The sequence below is a fragment of the Streptomyces sp. NPDC001922 genome (assembly GCF_042891165.1).
Taxonomy (GTDB): domain Bacteria; phylum Actinomycetota; class Actinomycetes; order Streptomycetales; family Streptomycetaceae; genus Streptomyces.
Genome location: NZ_JBIASV010000012.1, coordinates 207851 through 223554, shown reverse-complemented (window position 1 = coordinate 223554; position 15704 = coordinate 207851). Strand labels below are relative to the sequence as shown.

Genomic DNA, 15704 nt, shown 5'->3' with positions numbered 1-15704 from the left:
GACCGGGTGCGTTCCCCCGTCATCCCGCCCCCCCCCTCAGCCGTCCCCCGTCAGCCGGCCGTCGGGGCGTCCAGCGTCAGCCGCGGCTTCGGGGCGTCGGTCCGGCCGGTCGGGGGTTTGCGGCTGCCCGCGGCGTACGGCAGCGGCCAGGGCGCTCCGGGACCGCTGTAGCCCTGGTCCGCGGCGGCGTGCAGCGTCCAGTGCGGGTCGTAGAGGTGCGGCCGGGCCAGCGCGCACAGGTCGGCGCGGCCCGCCAGCACCAGGGAGTTGACGTCGTCCCAGGAGGAGATGGCGCCGACCGCGATGACCGGCACGCCGAGGGTGTTGCGGATCCGGTCGGCGTACGGCGTCTGGTAGGAGCGGCCGTACTCCGGGCGCTCGTCGGGGACGACCTGGCCGGTGGAGACGTCGAGCGCGTCGGCGCCGTGGGCGTGGAACGCGCGGGCGATCTCCACGGCGTCGTCGGCGGTGGTGCCGCCCTCGGCCCAGTCGGTGGCGGAGATCCGCACGGTCATCGGGCGGTCGTCCGGCCACACCTCCCGCACCGCGTCGAAGACTTCCAGGGGGTAGCGGAGCCGTCCCGCCAGGTCGCCCCCGTAACCGTCGGTGCGCCGGTTGGTGAGCGGCGACAGGAAGCCGGAGAGCAGATAGCCGTGGGCGCAGTGCAGTTCGAGGAGGTCGAAGCCGGCGCGGGCGGCGCGCCGGGCCGCGTCGGTGAACTGCTCGCGGACCTCGGCCAGTCCGGTGGCACCGAGCTCCTGCGGCACCTGGTTCACGCCGGCCCGGTACGGCAGCGGGGAGGCCGCGACCAGGGGCCAGTTGCCGTGCGGCAGCGGCTGGTCGATGCCCTCCCACATCAGCCGGGTGGAGCCCTTGCGCCCCGCGTGGCCGAGCTGCACCCCGACCGCCGCGGCGGGTGACTGCCGGTGGACGAAGTCGGTGATCCGCCGCCACGCCGCCTCGTGTCCGGCGGTCCAGAGCCCGGCGCACCCGGGGGTGATCCGGCCCTCCGGGGCGACGCAGACCATCTCGGTCATCACCAGCCCGGCACCGCCCAGGGCGCGGGAGCCCAGGTGCATCAGATGGAAGTCGCCGGGTGTGCCGTCCTCGGTGGAGTACATGTCCATCGGGGACACCACGACCCGGTTGCGCAGGGTGAGTCCGCGCAGCCGGAACGGGGTGAACATCGGCGGGGTGGCGGACGTTCCGGCGTCCCCGGGAGCGGTGTCCGGCAGCACGTCGCGCTCGACCGCGGTGACGAACTCCGGGTCGCGCAGCCGCAGATTGTCATGGGTGATGCGGCGGCTGCGGGTGAGCAGGTTGAAGGCGAACTGGCGGGGCGGCTGGCCGAGCACGGTGTCCAGCTCCTCGAACCACTCCAGGCTGGCGCGGGCCGCCCGCTGGGTGGACTCCACGACGGGGCGGCGCTCGGCCTCGTAGGCGGCGAGGGCGTCGGGCAGCGCGGGGTGTTCCCGGAGGCAGGCGGCGAGCGCGAGGGCGTCCTCGACGGCGAGCTTGGTGCCGGAGCCGATGGAGAAGTGGGCGGTGTGGGCGGCGTCGCCGAGCAGGACCGTACGGCCGTGGCTCCAGCGCTCGTTGGTGACGGTGGCGAAGGAGATCCAGGTGGAGCGGTTGCCGCGCAGCCCGCGGCCGCCGAGCGCGTCGGAGAAGATCTTCGCGCACCGCTCGGCGGACTCCGCCTCCCCGCACCGGTCCAGACCGGCACGCCGCCAGACCTCCTCGCGCATCTCGACGATGACCGTGCTCGCACCGGGCGCGTCGGCCGAGGGCTCCGAGGAGTCGGGGGACGCAGGGGGCCGCTGCGGCCCGCAGCGCCTCGATGAGGGACGGGAGTAGGGGTAGCCGTGGAGCTGCATCACCCCGTGCTCCGTCTCCGCGATCTCGAAGCGGAAGGCGTCGAAGGCGAAGTCGGCGGCGAGCCAGATGTAGCGGCAGCGGTGCCGGACGACCCGTGGCCGGAAGGCATCGGCCAGGGCGTCCCGGGTGACGCTGTGCACCCCGTCCGCGGCGATCACCAGATCGTGGTCGCGGACGAGTTCGGCGTGCGGCGGCGCCTCGGTACCGAAGCGCAGCCGGACGCCGAGCTCCCGGCAGCGTGCCTGCAGCACGGCGAGGAGGGTGCGGCGGCCGAGGGCCGCGAAGCCGTGGCCGCCGGAGGTGAGGGTGCGGCCGCGGTGGACGACGTCGATGTCGTCCCAGCGGACGAAGGCGTTCCGGAGCTCCCGGAAGACCTGGGGGTCGGCGTGTTCGATACCGCCGAGGGTCTCGTCGGAGAGGACGACGCCGAAGCCGAAGGTGTCGTCGGGGGCGTTGCGCTCCCAGACGGTGATCTCCCGGGCCGGGTCGAGGCGTTTCAGCAGTGCCGCCGCGTAGAGGCCGCCGGGCCCGCCGCCGACGACCGCGACCCGCAGCGGCCCGTCCGTGGCGCTCCGCCCCGGCACGGCTACCTGCCCTGCCACTTCGGCTGCCGCTTCTCGCTGAAGGCGGCGTGGAACTCGGCGTAGTCGGCGCTGTTCATCAGCAGCGCCTGGGTGGCCGCGTCCATCTCGACGGCGGCGGCGAGCGGCATGTCGAGCTCGGCGGTGAGCAGCGCCTTGGTCTGGGCGTGGGCGAGGGCCGGCCCCTCGGCGAGCCGGCGGGCCAGCGCGGCGGCCTCCGCCCCGGCCCGGCCCTCCTCGGCGAGGGTGCTGATCAGGCCGATGCGCTCGGCCTCCGGGGCACGCACCGGTTCGCCGAGCATCAGCAGCCGGGTGGCGTGCCCGAGGCCGACGACGCGGGGCAGCAGATAGGCCGCGCCCATGTCCCCGCCGGAGAGCCCCACCTTGGTGAAGAGGAACGCGAAGCGGGCCGACGGGTCGGCGACCCGGAAGTCGGCCGCCAGCGCGAGGACGGCGCCCGCGCCCGCGGCGACGCCGTGCACCGCGGCGATCACCGGGAAGGGGCACTCGCGCAGCGCCCGGACGACCTGGCCGGTCATCCGGTTGAAGTCCAGCAGCTCGCCGGTGTCCATGGCGAGGGTGGCGCCGATGATCTCGTCGACGTCGCCGCCGGAGCAGAATCCGCGCCCCTCGCCGCCGAGCACCAGGGCCCGTACGGAGCCGTCGCGGGCGAGTTCCGCGATCAGATCGCGCAGGTCGGCGTAGGCGCCGAAGGTCAGCGCGTTGAGCTTCTCGGGGCGGGCCAGGGTGACCGTGGCGACGCCGCCGTCCCGGGTGAGGCGGAGATGCCGCCACTCCTCGGTCGTCCGGGCGGAACCGGTGAACGGACTCATGGAGTACGGCCTCCTTCAGCCGGGCGGCTGGTACCTGCCCTGCGAAGCTATCACCGTTGTGTGACTGTCGTCATGAGTACGACATAAGACGGCGCGCGGCCCGGGCGAACCGGCTCCCGGGCCAGGATGGCCGGGGCCACCGCGGGGCCGGCCACAGGCGCCCCGGACCGGCGGACCGTGTCCGCTCCGGGGCGGAAGACCCGTCCGATTCGGGACCTCGGTCCCGCGGAGGGCGGTCCGGCGACCCCTGCCGGGCCATGGGTACCCGTTCCTACGGTGGAACGTCGCAGAGAGCCCATCCCCCCGACCGACCGGAACCCTTCGTGCCTGACGCCGACTCCCCGACCTTCTGGCAGTTCGAGCTGCCCCACACCGCCGCGGCTGTGCCGATGGCCCGATCCCTGGTCCGCGACGCCCTGGCGGAGCTGGACGAACCGGCCGACCGCGATACCGCGGAGCTCCTCACGGCCGAGCTGGTGACCAACGCCATCCAGCACACCCCCGGCGACCAGTCGGTCGTTCTGGTGGTGGAGCTGCTGACCGGGGGCTGCCGGATCGAGGTGCACGACCGCAACCCGGCACCGCCCGGGGACCTGAAGAACCCGGAGTCGGATCCGCACGCCCTGGAGGAGCGGGGGCGCGGCCTGGTGCTGATCCGCGCGCTCAGCTCGCGCGCGGGCTACCGCGCGACCCCGCGGGGGAAGGCGGTCTGGTTCACGCTCCACCCGCCGGGCGAGCCGCGCTGACCCAGGGCGGCCGCAGGCCCGCTGCCCGGGCCCAGCGGCCGCACGTCGCCCCGCCGCGGGGGCCACGGTCGCCCGTCCATGGCCCCGGCGGTCACGGCCGGCCGGTCCGGGGCTCCCGGGGCCGGACATTCACCGGCCCCGGAGGCCCACACCTATCCGGCGGCGGTCGCGCGGCCCGGCAGGGCCCGCGCTCCGCCGTCCGCGCTCCGCCGTCCGCCCGCTACTCGGGCCCGGCGAGGGTGGCGACCAGGACCGCCTTGATGGTGTGCATCCGGTTCTCCGCCTCGTCGAAGACGACGGAGTGCTCCGATTCGAACACCTCGTCCGTGACCTCCAGCGAGGTCAGCCCGTGCCGCTCGTATATCTCGCGGCCGACCGCGGTGCCCAGGTCGTGGAAGGCCGGCAGGCAGTGCAGGAACTTCACGTCGGGCCGGCCGGTGGCCCGCAGCACGTCCATGGTCACGGCGTACGGGGTGAGCAGTTCGATCCGCTCGTCCCAGACCTCCTTGGGCTCCCCCATGGACACCCAGACGTCGGTGGTGACGAAGTCCGCGCCCTTCACGCCCTCGGCCACGTCCTCGGTGAGGGTCACCCGGGCCCCGCTCCCCGCCGCCAGCTCACGGGCGCGGGCGATCACCTCGTCGGCGGGCCAGAGCGACTTCGGGGCGACGATCCGCACGTCCATGCCGAGCAGCGCGCCGGTGACGAGGTAGGAGTTGCCCATGTTGTAGCGGGCGTCGCCGAGGTAGGCGAAGGCGACCTCGGCCAGGGGCCGGTCGCTGTGCTCGGTCATGGTGAGCACGTCGGCCAGCATCTGGGTGGGGTGCCACTCGTCCGTCAGACCGTTGAAGACCGGCACACCGGCCGCCCCGGCCAGCTCCTCGACGATCTCCTGGCCGTGCCCGCGGTACTCGATGCCGTTGAACATCCGGCCCAGCACCCGGGCGGTGTCCCGCACCGACTCCTTGTGCCCGATCTGCGATCCCGACGGGTCGAGATACGTGGTGGAGGCACCCTGGTCGGCCGCCGCGACCTCGAAGGCGCAGCGGGTCCGGGTCGAGGTCTTCTCGAAGATCAGGGCGATGTTCCGGCCGCGCAGCCGCGGCTCCTCGGTCCCCGCCCGCTTGGCGGCCTTCAGCCGGGCCGCGAGCTCGACGAGGTGCCGGAACTCCTCGGCGGTGAAGTCCAGCTCCTTGAGGAAGTGGCGGCCCGAGAGGTCTGTCGCCATGGTGGGGCTCCTCGGTCACGGATCGGTCGGTGATGGATCAGGGAATCGAATACTGAAAGTATATACGAGACCTTGCATCTCTATACGGACCCGGGTGTCCGCGGCCGTGACCGCGGAACCCCATCCTCCGCCCTACACGGGGTCCCGCTCGACCGGGCAGCTCATGCAGCGCGGCCCGCCCCGGCCCCGGCCCAGCTCGCTCCCGGGGATGGTGATGACCTCGATGCCCCGCTTGCGGAGGAAGGTGTTGGTGGTGGCGTTCCGCTCGTAGGCCACGACCACGCCCGGCTCCACGGCGAGCACGTTGCAGCCGTCGTCCCACTGCTCCCGCTCGGCCGAGTGCACATCCTGGGTGGCGGTGAGCACCCGGATGCCGTCCAGGCCGAGCGCGGCGGCGATGGCCCGGTGCATGTGCTCCGGCGGATGGTCGGTGACCTTGAGCTCCCGCTCCCCGGAGCCCGGCTCGATGGTGTACGAGCGGAGCTCGCCCAGCCCCGCGTACTGGGTGAAGGTGTCCCCGTCGACCATCGTCATCACCGTGTCCAGGTGCATGAAGGCGCGCGCCTTGGGCATGTCGAGCGCCACGATGGTCGTGGCCGAGCCCGCCGCGAACAGGCCGCGCGCCAGCATCTCCACCGCCTGCGGGGTGGTCCGCTCGCTCATGCCGATCAGCACCGCGCCGTTGCCGATGACGAGCACGTCGCCGCCCTCGATGGTGGAGGGGTAGGCGCTCTGCCCCTCGGACCAGACGTGGAAGGCGCCGGACTGGGTGAACAGCGGGTGGTGCCGGTAGATCGCCTCGAAGTGCATCGTCTCGCGCTGCCGCGCGGGCCAGCGCATGGCGTTGATCGAGACCCCGTCGTACACCCAGGCCGAGGTGTCGCGGGTGAAGAGGTGGTTGGGGAGCGGGGCGAGGAGGAAGTCGTCCAGGTCCATGACGTGGAAGCGGACGGAGACCGGCTCGGCGTGCCGCTCCAGGAACTCCCGCTTCGTCATGCCGCCGACGAGCGCCTCCACCAGGTCGGGGATCGGCAGTTCGTCGAAGGCGGCCCGCAGGTGCTCGGTGGCGAGCGGGCCGTACTCCTTCTCCTGGAAGACCCGGTCCAGGATCATCCTGTGCGCCTCGGGGACCTCCAGGGTCTCGGCGAGCAGATCGCCGAAGAGGTGCACCTCGATGCCGAGATCCCGCAGCACGTCCGCGAAGCCGTCGTGCTCCTGCCGTGCCCTGCGCACCCACAGCAGGTCGTCGAAGAGCAGCGCGTCCTTGTTGCTGGGAGTGAGCCGCTTCAGTTCCAGGTCGGGGCGGTGCAGGATGACGCGGCGGAGCCGCCCGGCCTCGGAATCCACATGGAACGCCATGGCTCCATCCTGGCCGAGACGGGCGGCCCGCGCGCCTGCCGAGCCCGATTTCACGGGCTCAAGGGCTGGACTTCACCGGCTCATGGCCGCATCTCGTAGGCGTCGGACAGCGCCTCGACCTGCGCCCAGACGCGGGCGGTGCGCTCGGTGTCGGTGACCGGGCGGCGGACCGCGCCGAGCGCCCACTGCTGCTGGGCCTCGGTCGCCGAGTCCTTGCCGTGCAGCTCGACGGCGTACGCCGAGAAGTCCCGGACGAGGATGCCGAAGAGCTCGTCCAGGACGTCGCGGTCCAGGCCGGTGAGCTCGGCCTGCTCCAGGATCAGCTGGCCGTGCACGACGAGCGCGAAGAGCTGGCCGACCGCGAGCAGCAGGTCGAGGTCCTTGGCCTGCTCGGCGTCCGGCGCGGCGGTGGTGACCAGGGTGCACAGCGCGTTCGCCTGCTCCCGCAGCCGGGCCACGTTGGGCAGGTCCGCGTGGGCGTCGTAGGCGGTGCGCCAGTCGTGGAACTGGATGGAGCCCAGGCCGCGGGCCGCGCCCTGGCGGAACAGGAACGTGTCGTCGGCGTCGTCGCGCCGGGTCGGCACCGGGGCGTACTCGGCCGGGTTGAGGAGGTAGTTCCCCATGAACTTCAGGATCAGGGCCAGGTTGACGTGGACCGTGCCCTCCAGCTTGGGCAGGCCGCGGATCTCGGTGGCCGCCTGCGAGAAGTAGGTGTCCTTCTCGAAGCCCTTGGCCGCGATGACGTCCCAGAGCAGGTCGATGACCTTCTCGCCCTCGGTGGTCACCTTCATCTTCGTCATCGGGTTGAAGAGGAGGTAGCGGCGGTCCTCGGGACCGGCGCTGCGGAAGTAGTCCACGGCGCGGTCGCTGAACAGCTTCATGCCGACCAGGCGGGCGTAGGCGTCGGTCAGCTCACGGCGCACATGGGCGAAGTCGGTGACCCGGCGGCCGTAGAGGATCCGGTTGTGGGCGTGGGTGACGGCCTCGTACATCGCGTGCTCGCAGATGCCGACGGCGCCGGTGCAGAGGTTGAACTTGCCGACGTTGACGGTGTTCAGCGCGGCGTCGAACGCGGCACGGCCGGTGTGCAGCACGTCCTCGGCCCGCACCGGGTACCGCTCCAGCCGGAACTCGCTGACGTACTTCGAGGAGTCGACGACGTTCTTGACCAGGTGGTAGTCGGGGTGCCGGCTGTCGGCGGCGAAGAAGACGTAGCCCTCGGGGCCCTCGATGTCGGAGCGGCGGCCGAAGACCGAGACCAGCCCGGCCGCGTTGCCGTTGCCGATGTAGTACTTGGAGCCGGTCGCGTGGAAGCCGCCCTCGGCGTCCGGGGTGAGCACCATGTCGGTGCTGTAGATGTCGGCGCCGTGCGCCTTCTCGGACAGGCCGAACGCGAACACCTCGCCCTGCTGGAGGAGTTCCGCGGCACGGGCGCGGACCGCGGTGTTGTCGCTCTGCCAGACCGGCCCGAGGCCGAGGATGGTGACCTGCCAGGCGTACCAGTAGTCCAGGCCGTAGAAGCCGAATATCTCGTTGAGGGCGGCGATCCGCGAGGTGTCCCAGCGCTTGTCGCCGTTGTCGCCCGCCTCGGCGGACGGGGTCAGGAAGGTCGCGAACAGCCCTTCCTTCTCGGAGAACGCGAGGAAGTCCTCGAGCCAGGCCCGGGACCGGTAGTCCTCGATGAGCTGCCGCTTGCCCCGCCCCTCGAACCAGTCGACGGTGGCGCGGAGCAGCCGGCGCGTCTCGGGGTCGAAGTGGGCGGGGTCGTAGGTGCGCGGGTTGAACAGCAGCGGGTCCGCCATGGTGCGGGACACCTTCCTGGAAGAGGGTTCGGACGGTGAGTGGTACGGGTCAGTGCCGGTCGCCGAGGCGGCGCAGGGTGGCGAGGACGTCGTCGAGCCAGGCGAGCGTCATCCGCTCGTACTCGATACCGCCGCGCAGCACCACGTGCTGGAGCTCCTGGCCGGTGTCGAGCGCGCCGGGATCCGGGAAGTCCCGCCGCTCCCCCGCGAGGTAGCGGTCGAGCCGGTCGGCGTGCGCCTTCCGGTGGCGCTCCACCTCGGCGATCAGCGCGGCCGGGTCGTCGAAGGCCGCGCCGCGGATCTTCACCGCCAGGTCGTGGCGGACGCTCTCGGGCTCGACGGGTTCGTGCAGCCAGTCCGAGAGCGCGGCCCGGCCCGGGGCGGCGACGGAGTAGGTCTTCTTGTCCGGGCGCCCCTCCTGGGGCACCTCGTGGACATCGATCCAGCCGTCGCCCTCCATGCGCTTGAGGACGCGGTAGATCTGCTGGTGGGTCGCGGTCCAGAAGTGCCCGATGGACCGGTCGAACCGCCGGGCCAGCTCGTAGCCGGACCCCGGCTGCTCCAGCAGGGAGACGAGGATCGCGTGCTCGAGGGCCATGCCCCACACCCTGCTATGCAACTTGTTGCATAGGCAAGAGGGCCTGGTCCGGATGAGACACGGCTCACTCCGACGGCGGGGAGGGGCGATTGCGGCCTCGGCCGGAACACCGGAGCCCCGGCCTGATCAGGCCGGGGCTCCGGTGTTCCGGCCGGGGCCGGGTTGTGGTGGAGGCGTGGGGGCGCCCAGGGGCCCGAAGGCTCAGAGCCGTGGGTCGACCGGTTCCGACTCCAGCGCCAGCACCGCGAACACCGCCTCGTGGACCCGCCACAGCGGCTCGCCCGCCGCCAGCCGGTCCAGCGCCTCCAGCCCGAGGGCGTACTCGCGCAGGGCCAGGGACCGCTTGTGGCCGAGGTGTCGGACCCGCAGCCGCTCCAGGTTCTCCGGCCGGGTGTACTCCGGGCCGTAGATGATCCGCAGGTACTCCCGGCCCCGGCACTTGATGCCGGGCTGGACGAGCCGCCCGTCCTCCCCGCGGACCAGGGCCCGGGCGGGTTTCACGACCATCCCCTCCCCGCCCGCGGCCGTCAGGTCCAGCCACCACTGCACACCGGCGGCGACCGAGGCCTCGTCCCCGGTGTCGACGACCAGCCGGCGGGTGGGCGTCAGCAGGCCGGCCGCCGGCTCCGGGTGCCGGTGGCCGCTGCTGCCACCGGTGCCGTCGGGGCTGCCGTCGGCTGTGCCGCCCAGGGCCTCGGCCTCGATGAGACGGTCGATCAGCGCGAGCTGGTCGAGGTGCGGGAGCGCGGCGAGGCTGCGTCCCCGGACCGCCAGGATCTGGAAGGGCGCCAGCCGGATGCCGTCGAGGCCGTCCGCCCTCCGCGGGACCGTGGCGGTGCCGTCCGGCGCCTGCTCCGCCCCGCTCGTCCGGCCGCGCGCCGCGTCCCCGACCGGCCAGCAGTAGCGGCGGTAGGCGTCGGTGAACGCGGCGGCGTCCGCGGCCCGTTCCCGCTGGTGGTCCAGCAGCCCGGAGACGTCCAGACCGCGCGCGGCGGCCGACTCCAGTGCCGCGAGGGCGCCGGGGAAGACGGCACGGGAGGCCGCGCCGACCGCCGCGTACTGGTTGCGCAGCAGGCCGACGGCCTTCAGCGACCAGGGCATCAGCTCGGCGTCGAACAGCATCCAGTCGGTGTCCAGCTCCGCCCAGAGGCCCGCCCCGTCGACGCACGTCCGCAGCCGGGCCAGGATCCGCTCGGTCGTCGCGGCGTCCTCGAAGAACGGTCTTCCGGTGCGGGTGTACAGCGCGCCCGACACCCCGTCCGGGGCCTCGAACCGCTCCCGCGCGGCCTTCTCGTCCCGGCACACCAGGACCATCGCCCGGGAGCCCATGTGCTTCTCCTCGCACACCACCCGGCGCACGCCGTCGGCGCGGTACGCGGCGAACGCCTCCGCCGGGTGCTCCAGATACCCCTCCTCCCGCGAGGTGGCACAGGGCGCCATGGTCGGCGGGAGATACATCAGCAGCCGCGGGTCGGTGGCGAACCGGCTCATGACCTCCAGCGCCGCCGCGGCGTTCTCCTCCTTGACCGACACCCGGCCCGCGTGCCGGGTCTCCACGACGCGGCGCCCGGAGACGTCCGCGAGGTCCAGCGGACGCCCGTCGGCGCCGCCCGGGGCCTGCGTGGCGAGGGGCTTGGCCGGCGCGTACCAGACCCGCTCGGCCGGTACGTCCACCAGCTCGCGCTCGGGCCAGCGCAGGGCGGTCATCCGGCCGCCGAAGACACACCCGGTGTCGAGGCAGATGGTGTTGTTGAGCCAGGAGGCACGCGGGGTGGGGGTGTGGCCGTAGACGACGGCGGCCCGGCCCCGGTAGTCCTCGGCCCACGGGTAGCGGACGGGGAGGCCGAACTCGTCGGTCTCGCCGGTGGTGTCCCCGTAGAGCGCGTGCGAGCGGACCCGGCCGGAGGTGCGGCCGTGGTACTTCTCGGGCAGCCCGGCGTGGCAGACGACGAGTCTGCCCTCGTCCAGGACGTAGTGGCTGACCAGCGAGTCGATGAACTCCGCCACCCGGGTGCGGAAGGCGGGATCGGCGTCCTCCTCCTTCTCCAGCTGCTCGACGGTCTCGGCCAGCCCGTGGGTGTGCTGCACCGTGCGGCCCTTGAGGTAGCGGCCGAGCTTGTTCTCGTGGTTGCCGGGGACGCAGAGCGCGGTGCCGGCGACGACCATGCCCATGACCAGGCGCAGCACGCCCGGGCTGTCCGGCCCGCGGTCGACGAGGTCACCCACGAAGACCGCGGTGCGGCCCCCGGGGTGCGCGGCGCCCACCGGGCGCCCGTCGGCGTCCCGTTCAAGGACGTAGCCCAGGGTCCCGAGCAGGGTCTCCAGCTCGGACCGGCAGCCGTGGATGTCGCCGATGATGTCGAACGGGCCGGTGAGGTGCCGCAGATCGTTGTAGCGGCGCTCCAGCCGGACCGAGGCGGCGTCCACCTCGTCCGTGCCGCGCAGCACGTGCACCGTGCGGAAGCCCTCGCGGGCCAGGGACTTCAGTGAACGGCGCAGCTCGCGGCGCTGCCGCGGGATGACATGGGCGGGGACGTCCGCACGGTCGGGACGGGCGGCGTTCCGCTCGGCGCAGACCCGCTCCGGCACGTCGAGGACGATCGCCACCGGCAGGACATCGTGCTCGCGGGCGAGTTTCACCAGGTGGCGCCGGGAATCGGCCTGGACGTTGGTGGCGTCCACCAACGTCAGCCGGCCGGCGGCGAGCCGCTTGCCGGCGATGTAGTCGAGGACGTCGAAGGCGTCCGGTGTCGCACTCTGGTCGTTCTCGTCGTCGGAGACCAGCCCGCGACAGACGTCGGAGGAGACGACCTGGGTGGGCAGGAAGTGCCGGCGGGCGAACGTGGACTTGCCCGACCCGGTGGTTCCCACCAGGACCACGAGCGACAGGTCGGGCACCGCGAGGGACCGGCCCTCCGTGGGGGGCCGGTCGGACGGCTCCGCGAGGGGCCGGCCGGACAGCTCAGCGCGAGGCCGGCCGGGGCCGGGGGACGCGAGGGGGGCGCCGTGGCCAGGAGCCGTGGCGGAGGCGTCGGCAGCGAGGTCACCGGGCACCGGGGCCCCGCGGTCGTCCTCCGCGGAAGCGGGGACACCGGATTCCGCGACACCGTGCTCAGGTGCGGCAGCCGGGGCACCGGTCTCCGGGGCACCGTACTCGTTCGTCATGCTGCCGCCCCTTTCCCGGACGTCCCGCTCACGCTCTGCTCCCCTGCCCCACCCGCGTGGAAGACCGCCATCTGGGTCGGCGGTCCGACCTCCGGGTCCTCCGGCCCCACCGGCCGGAACTCGACGTCGTAGCCATGCCGTTCGGCCACCTCCCCGGCCCAGGACCGGAACTGTGCCCGGGTCCACTCGAAGCGGTGGTCGGGGTGGCGCACCCGCCCGGCGGGGAGGGTGTCCCAGCGGACGTTGTACTCGACGTTCGGCGTGGTCACCACGACCGTCGTGGGCCGGGCGGACCCGAACACCGCGTACTCCAGCGCCGGCAGCCGCGGCAGGTCCACATGCTCGACGACCTCGCTGAGCACCGCAGCGTCGTATCCCTTGAGGCGGCTGTCGGTGTAGGCCAGGGAGCCCTGGAGCAGCCTGACCCGGTCCGCCTGCCGCTCGGGCATGCGGTCCAGTCGCAGCCGCCGGCGCGCCTCGTGCAGGGCCCGTATCGAGACGTCGACCCCGACGATCTCGGTGAACTGCCGCTCCTTCAGCAGGGCTCCGACCAACTGCCCCTGTCCGCAGCCGAGATCGAGGACCCGGGCAGAACCGGCGGCGCGGAGCGCGTCCAGGACGGCCTCGCGCCGACGCACGGCCAGCGGTACGGGCTTCTCCTCGGTGTCGGCGCTCTCGTCCACGGCGTTGTCGAGCTCCTCCGGGCGGGCGTCGTCGGCCTCGGCGAGCCGGGCCAGCGCGAGCCGCGCCATGGCGTCCCGGGTGAGCGCCCCGCGGCGGGCGAGATAGCGGCTGGTGATCAGCCGCTGCTCGGGGTGGTCCTCCAGCCAGCCCTCACCGGACCGCAGCAGCTTGTCCACCTCGTCGGCCGAGACCCAGTAGTGCTTGGCGTCGTCGAGCACCGGCAGCAGCACGTACAGGTGGCGCAGTGCGTCGGCGAGGCGGAACGCGCCGTCCAGCACCAGCCGTACATAGCGGGAGTCGCCCCACTCGGGAAAGGTGTCGTCCAGCGGCACCGAGTCGGCGGTGACCCTCCAGCCGAGCGGCGCGAACAGCCGGCGCACCAGGTCCGGCCCGCCGCGAGCGGGCAGCGCCGGCACGTCGATACGCAGCGGTATACGCCGGTCGGCGAGGTCCGGGCGGGCCTGGCAGCGTCCCTTGACCGCGCTGGAGAAGACATTGCCGAGAGCGACCGCCAGCAGCGAAGAGGCCGCGTAGGGACGGTCGTTGACGTACTGCGCCAGCGCCGCGTCGGGCGCGCCACCACGCCCCTTGTCCTTCCCCCGGCGGACCAGCGCGACCGGATCGACCTCCAGCAGCAGCGCGGCGGTGCACTGCTCGGGGGTCGCCTCGGGGTAGAAGACATGAGCCCTGCCCTGAGCGGTGGAGAACACCTGCACCACGTCGGGATGCTTGTGCAGCAGGAACCCGAGGTCCGTCGCGGGCCGCTCCGGCGTACCGGTCGTACTGATCGTCAGAAACACATGTCCGAGTATGGTCGGCCGGGTTCTCCCCCCACCACGCATTTTGTCCGCGGTGGTGCGCCTGCGGGGGAGTTGGAGTTGGGCCAGGTTCTGTCCGGCAGATCCTGTGACCGCCCGGGTCCCGATTCGCTGGCATGGTCATGGGGCGGGGAGATCGCTCAAGCACTCCCGGGCGGTGGCCCCGATCAAGCTCGTTGACGACGCCGCACAAAGGCGGCGGCAATCGCCATCGCCAAGGTGGTGTTGGCAGCGGTCCAGAACACGAGCTTGGCGTTCGGCCCATTGACCGTCCGCAACTCCCCGTCCGCGTGGAGGCAGAACGAGTCGGGCGGGAAGTACTGCGAGACAGGAGTGGCACGCGTGCCGTAACAGGGTGACGTATCGGGAAAAAGGGATGGCTGTGCCCGCTGCGAGAGGACCCAGCCGACGGACACCGTCAGCCACCCGGCCAGCAGGAACACGACCAGCATCCAGCCGGCGACCCGCGCTCGCCGCCCCAGCAGCCACACCAGGGACGTCGGCATGATGAAAACGACGAACACGGCGAACAGTAAGATGAGAGCCTTCATGAGGCTCTGACCATACTGCTCACGGATGCGCCGGACAGGCCCTCATGGATCCGCTGTTGCGGTCCGCACGCACCGCATGCGCGGAGCTCCCCCGCGGCGTCCCCTTCTGACGCGGGCAGGGCCGGTGCCCTCTCCGCCGGGCTGCGGGCGGGGCAGCCCACCGCGCCGAACCCCGCGGGGACCCGGTCGGTCACGGCAGCACGGCATCCAGCGCGCGGGCGACGGCGGCGATCCGGTCCGGCCCCACCCGGCAGCACCCCCCGATCAGCCGGGCACCCGCCGAACGCCACTCCACGGCCCTGGCCGGGTCGAACGTGACGCCGCCCCGCCAGCCGCGCCGCTCCGCGTCCCAGATCTCGCCACTGTTCGGGTAGACGACGACCGGCTTCCCGCTCACCTCCGCCGCGAGGCCCACGGCGTGGTCCGCGTCAGCCGGATCGCAGCAGTTGACCCCGACGGCCAGCACCTGGCCGGAATCGGCCGCCAGCGCCAGGGCCCGGTCCAGGGGCTGCCCGGCGCGGGTGGCGTCACCGACCGCGGTGTACGACAGCCAGACCGGCACTCCGGTCCCCTCGGCCGCCCGGAGCAGGGCCTCGGCCTCATCCATGTCGGGCACGGTCTCCAGGGCGAGCACATCCGGCCCGGCGGCACAGAGCGCCTCGATCCGCGGCCGGTGGAAGCGCTCCAGTTCGCGGACGCTCAGCCCGTACCGTCCGCGGTACTCACTGCCGTCCGCGAGCAGCGCGCCGTACGGCCCCACGGAGGCCGCGACCCACACGTCCGTCCTGTCCCCCGCCGCACGGCGGGCCAGTTCGACGCTGCGCCGCAGCAGCGCCGTGGTCTGCGCACGGCTGATGCCCCGCCGGGCGAACCCCTCGTACGTCGCCTGGTAGCTCGCGGTGATGAGCATCCGCGCGCCCGCCCGTACGTACGCGGCGTGAGCGGCCTCGATCTGCTCGGGCGCGTCCGCGAGCAGCCGCGCCGACCACAGCGCGTCCGACAGGTCGCACCCCTGGTCCGCGAGCTGGTTCGACAGACCGCCGTCGAGCACCACGGCCCCCCGCGCCAGGGCCGCGGCCACGGTCCCCGCGCCCGCCCCGCCGCCGTCCCCGGGGGTGGACGCGGGCGGAGGTGTGGACGCGGGTCCGGGTGCGGGTCCGGGTCCGGGTCCGTCGGAAGCGGACATCACGACAAGCTCCTCTGCGGCTGCTACGGCTCCTATGACTCCTACGGCTGCCAACGGCGGCGACACCGCGCGTCAAACATCCGGCTCCCGCGCCTCCACAGCTCGGGCACCTACAGCTCCTACAGCTCCTACAGTCCAGGCTGCCACCGGCCGGCCCGAGCACCGGCGCCGACCGCGCGCCGCAAGGAACAGGACGGGCCAGGGCCTCACAACCCACAGGCAACAGGCCATGGGCAGTGGACAGCGGAGTGGTGGGGTTCCGAGGTTGCAGACAG

General features: G+C 73.0%; 11 protein-coding genes. 1 reads left to right on the top strand and 10 read right to left on the bottom strand.

What is annotated here, in order from left to right; translation table 11 throughout:
• Positions 1–50 precede the first annotated feature (50 nt).
• Together ACFYYR_RS23395 and ACFYYR_RS23390 are read right to left on the bottom strand one after the other, a co-directional pair.
• Positions 51–2480, bottom strand: a complete 2430-nt coding sequence (locus ACFYYR_RS23395; RefSeq protein ID WP_388856763.1) for an FAD-dependent monooxygenase — start codon at positions 2478–2480, stop codon at positions 51–53.
• The gene (locus tag ACFYYR_RS23390) at positions 2465–3292 is read right to left on the bottom strand and encodes an enoyl-CoA hydratase family protein (protein ID WP_351513560.1); all 828 of its coding nucleotides are present in this window, start codon (positions 3290–3292) and stop codon (positions 2465–2467) included. Before ACFYYR_RS23390 ends, ACFYYR_RS23395 begins: the two co-directional genes overlap by 16 nt.
• Positions 3293–3615: 323 nt before the next feature.
• On the opposite strand from ACFYYR_RS23390, the gene ACFYYR_RS23385 reads away from it, so the two are divergent.
• Complete coding sequence (locus ACFYYR_RS23385; protein WP_351513562.1) at positions 3616–4038, top strand: ATP-binding protein; 423 nt, start codon at positions 3616–3618, stop codon at positions 4036–4038.
• A 220-nt stretch (positions 4039–4258) separates the two neighbouring features.
• On the opposite strand, the gene argF is transcribed toward ACFYYR_RS23385, so the two are convergent.
• From argF to mmuM, 8 genes are all read right to left on the bottom strand, one after another.
• Positions 4259–5266, bottom strand: a complete 1008-nt coding sequence (argF, locus tag ACFYYR_RS23380) for an ornithine carbamoyltransferase (protein ID WP_388856760.1) — start codon at positions 5264–5266, stop codon at positions 4259–4261.
• A gap of 132 nt (positions 5267–5398) precedes the next feature.
• On the bottom strand, positions 5399–6625 hold the full coding sequence (locus ACFYYR_RS23375; protein ID WP_388856757.1) for an arginine deiminase: 1227 nt from the start codon (positions 6623–6625) through the stop codon (positions 5399–5401).
• An 80-nt stretch (positions 6626–6705) separates the two neighbouring features.
• On the bottom strand, positions 6706–8427 hold the full coding sequence (locus ACFYYR_RS23370) for an acyl-CoA dehydrogenase family protein (protein ID WP_388856754.1): 1722 nt from the start codon (positions 8425–8427) through the stop codon (positions 6706–6708).
• Positions 8428–8476: 49 nt separating this feature from the next.
• Positions 8477–9025, bottom strand: a complete 549-nt coding sequence (locus ACFYYR_RS23365; protein ID WP_388856751.1) for a PadR family transcriptional regulator — start codon at positions 9023–9025, stop codon at positions 8477–8479.
• 201 nt (positions 9026–9226) lie between these two features.
• Positions 9227–12190 carry a polynucleotide kinase-phosphatase gene (locus ACFYYR_RS23360; RefSeq protein WP_388856748.1) on the bottom strand — a complete coding sequence of 988 codons (2964 nt, stop codon included), beginning with the start codon at positions 12188–12190 and terminating at the stop codon, positions 9227–9229.
• Positions 12187–13674, bottom strand: a complete 1488-nt coding sequence (locus ACFYYR_RS23355; RefSeq protein ID WP_388856745.1) for a 3' terminal RNA ribose 2'-O-methyltransferase Hen1 — start codon at positions 13672–13674, stop codon at positions 12187–12189. Before ACFYYR_RS23355 ends, ACFYYR_RS23360 begins: the two co-directional genes overlap by 4 nt.
• A gap of 185 nt (positions 13675–13859) precedes the next feature.
• Entirely contained in the window at positions 13860–14243 is a 384-nt protein-coding gene (locus ACFYYR_RS23350) for a hypothetical protein (protein WP_388856742.1), read from the bottom strand.
• Between the two features lie 190 nt (positions 14244–14433).
• Positions 14434–15429, bottom strand: coding sequence for a homocysteine S-methyltransferase (gene mmuM, locus ACFYYR_RS23345; protein ID WP_388856739.1), 996 nt, complete (start codon positions 15427–15429; stop codon positions 14434–14436).
• Positions 15430–15704 lie beyond the last annotated feature (275 nt).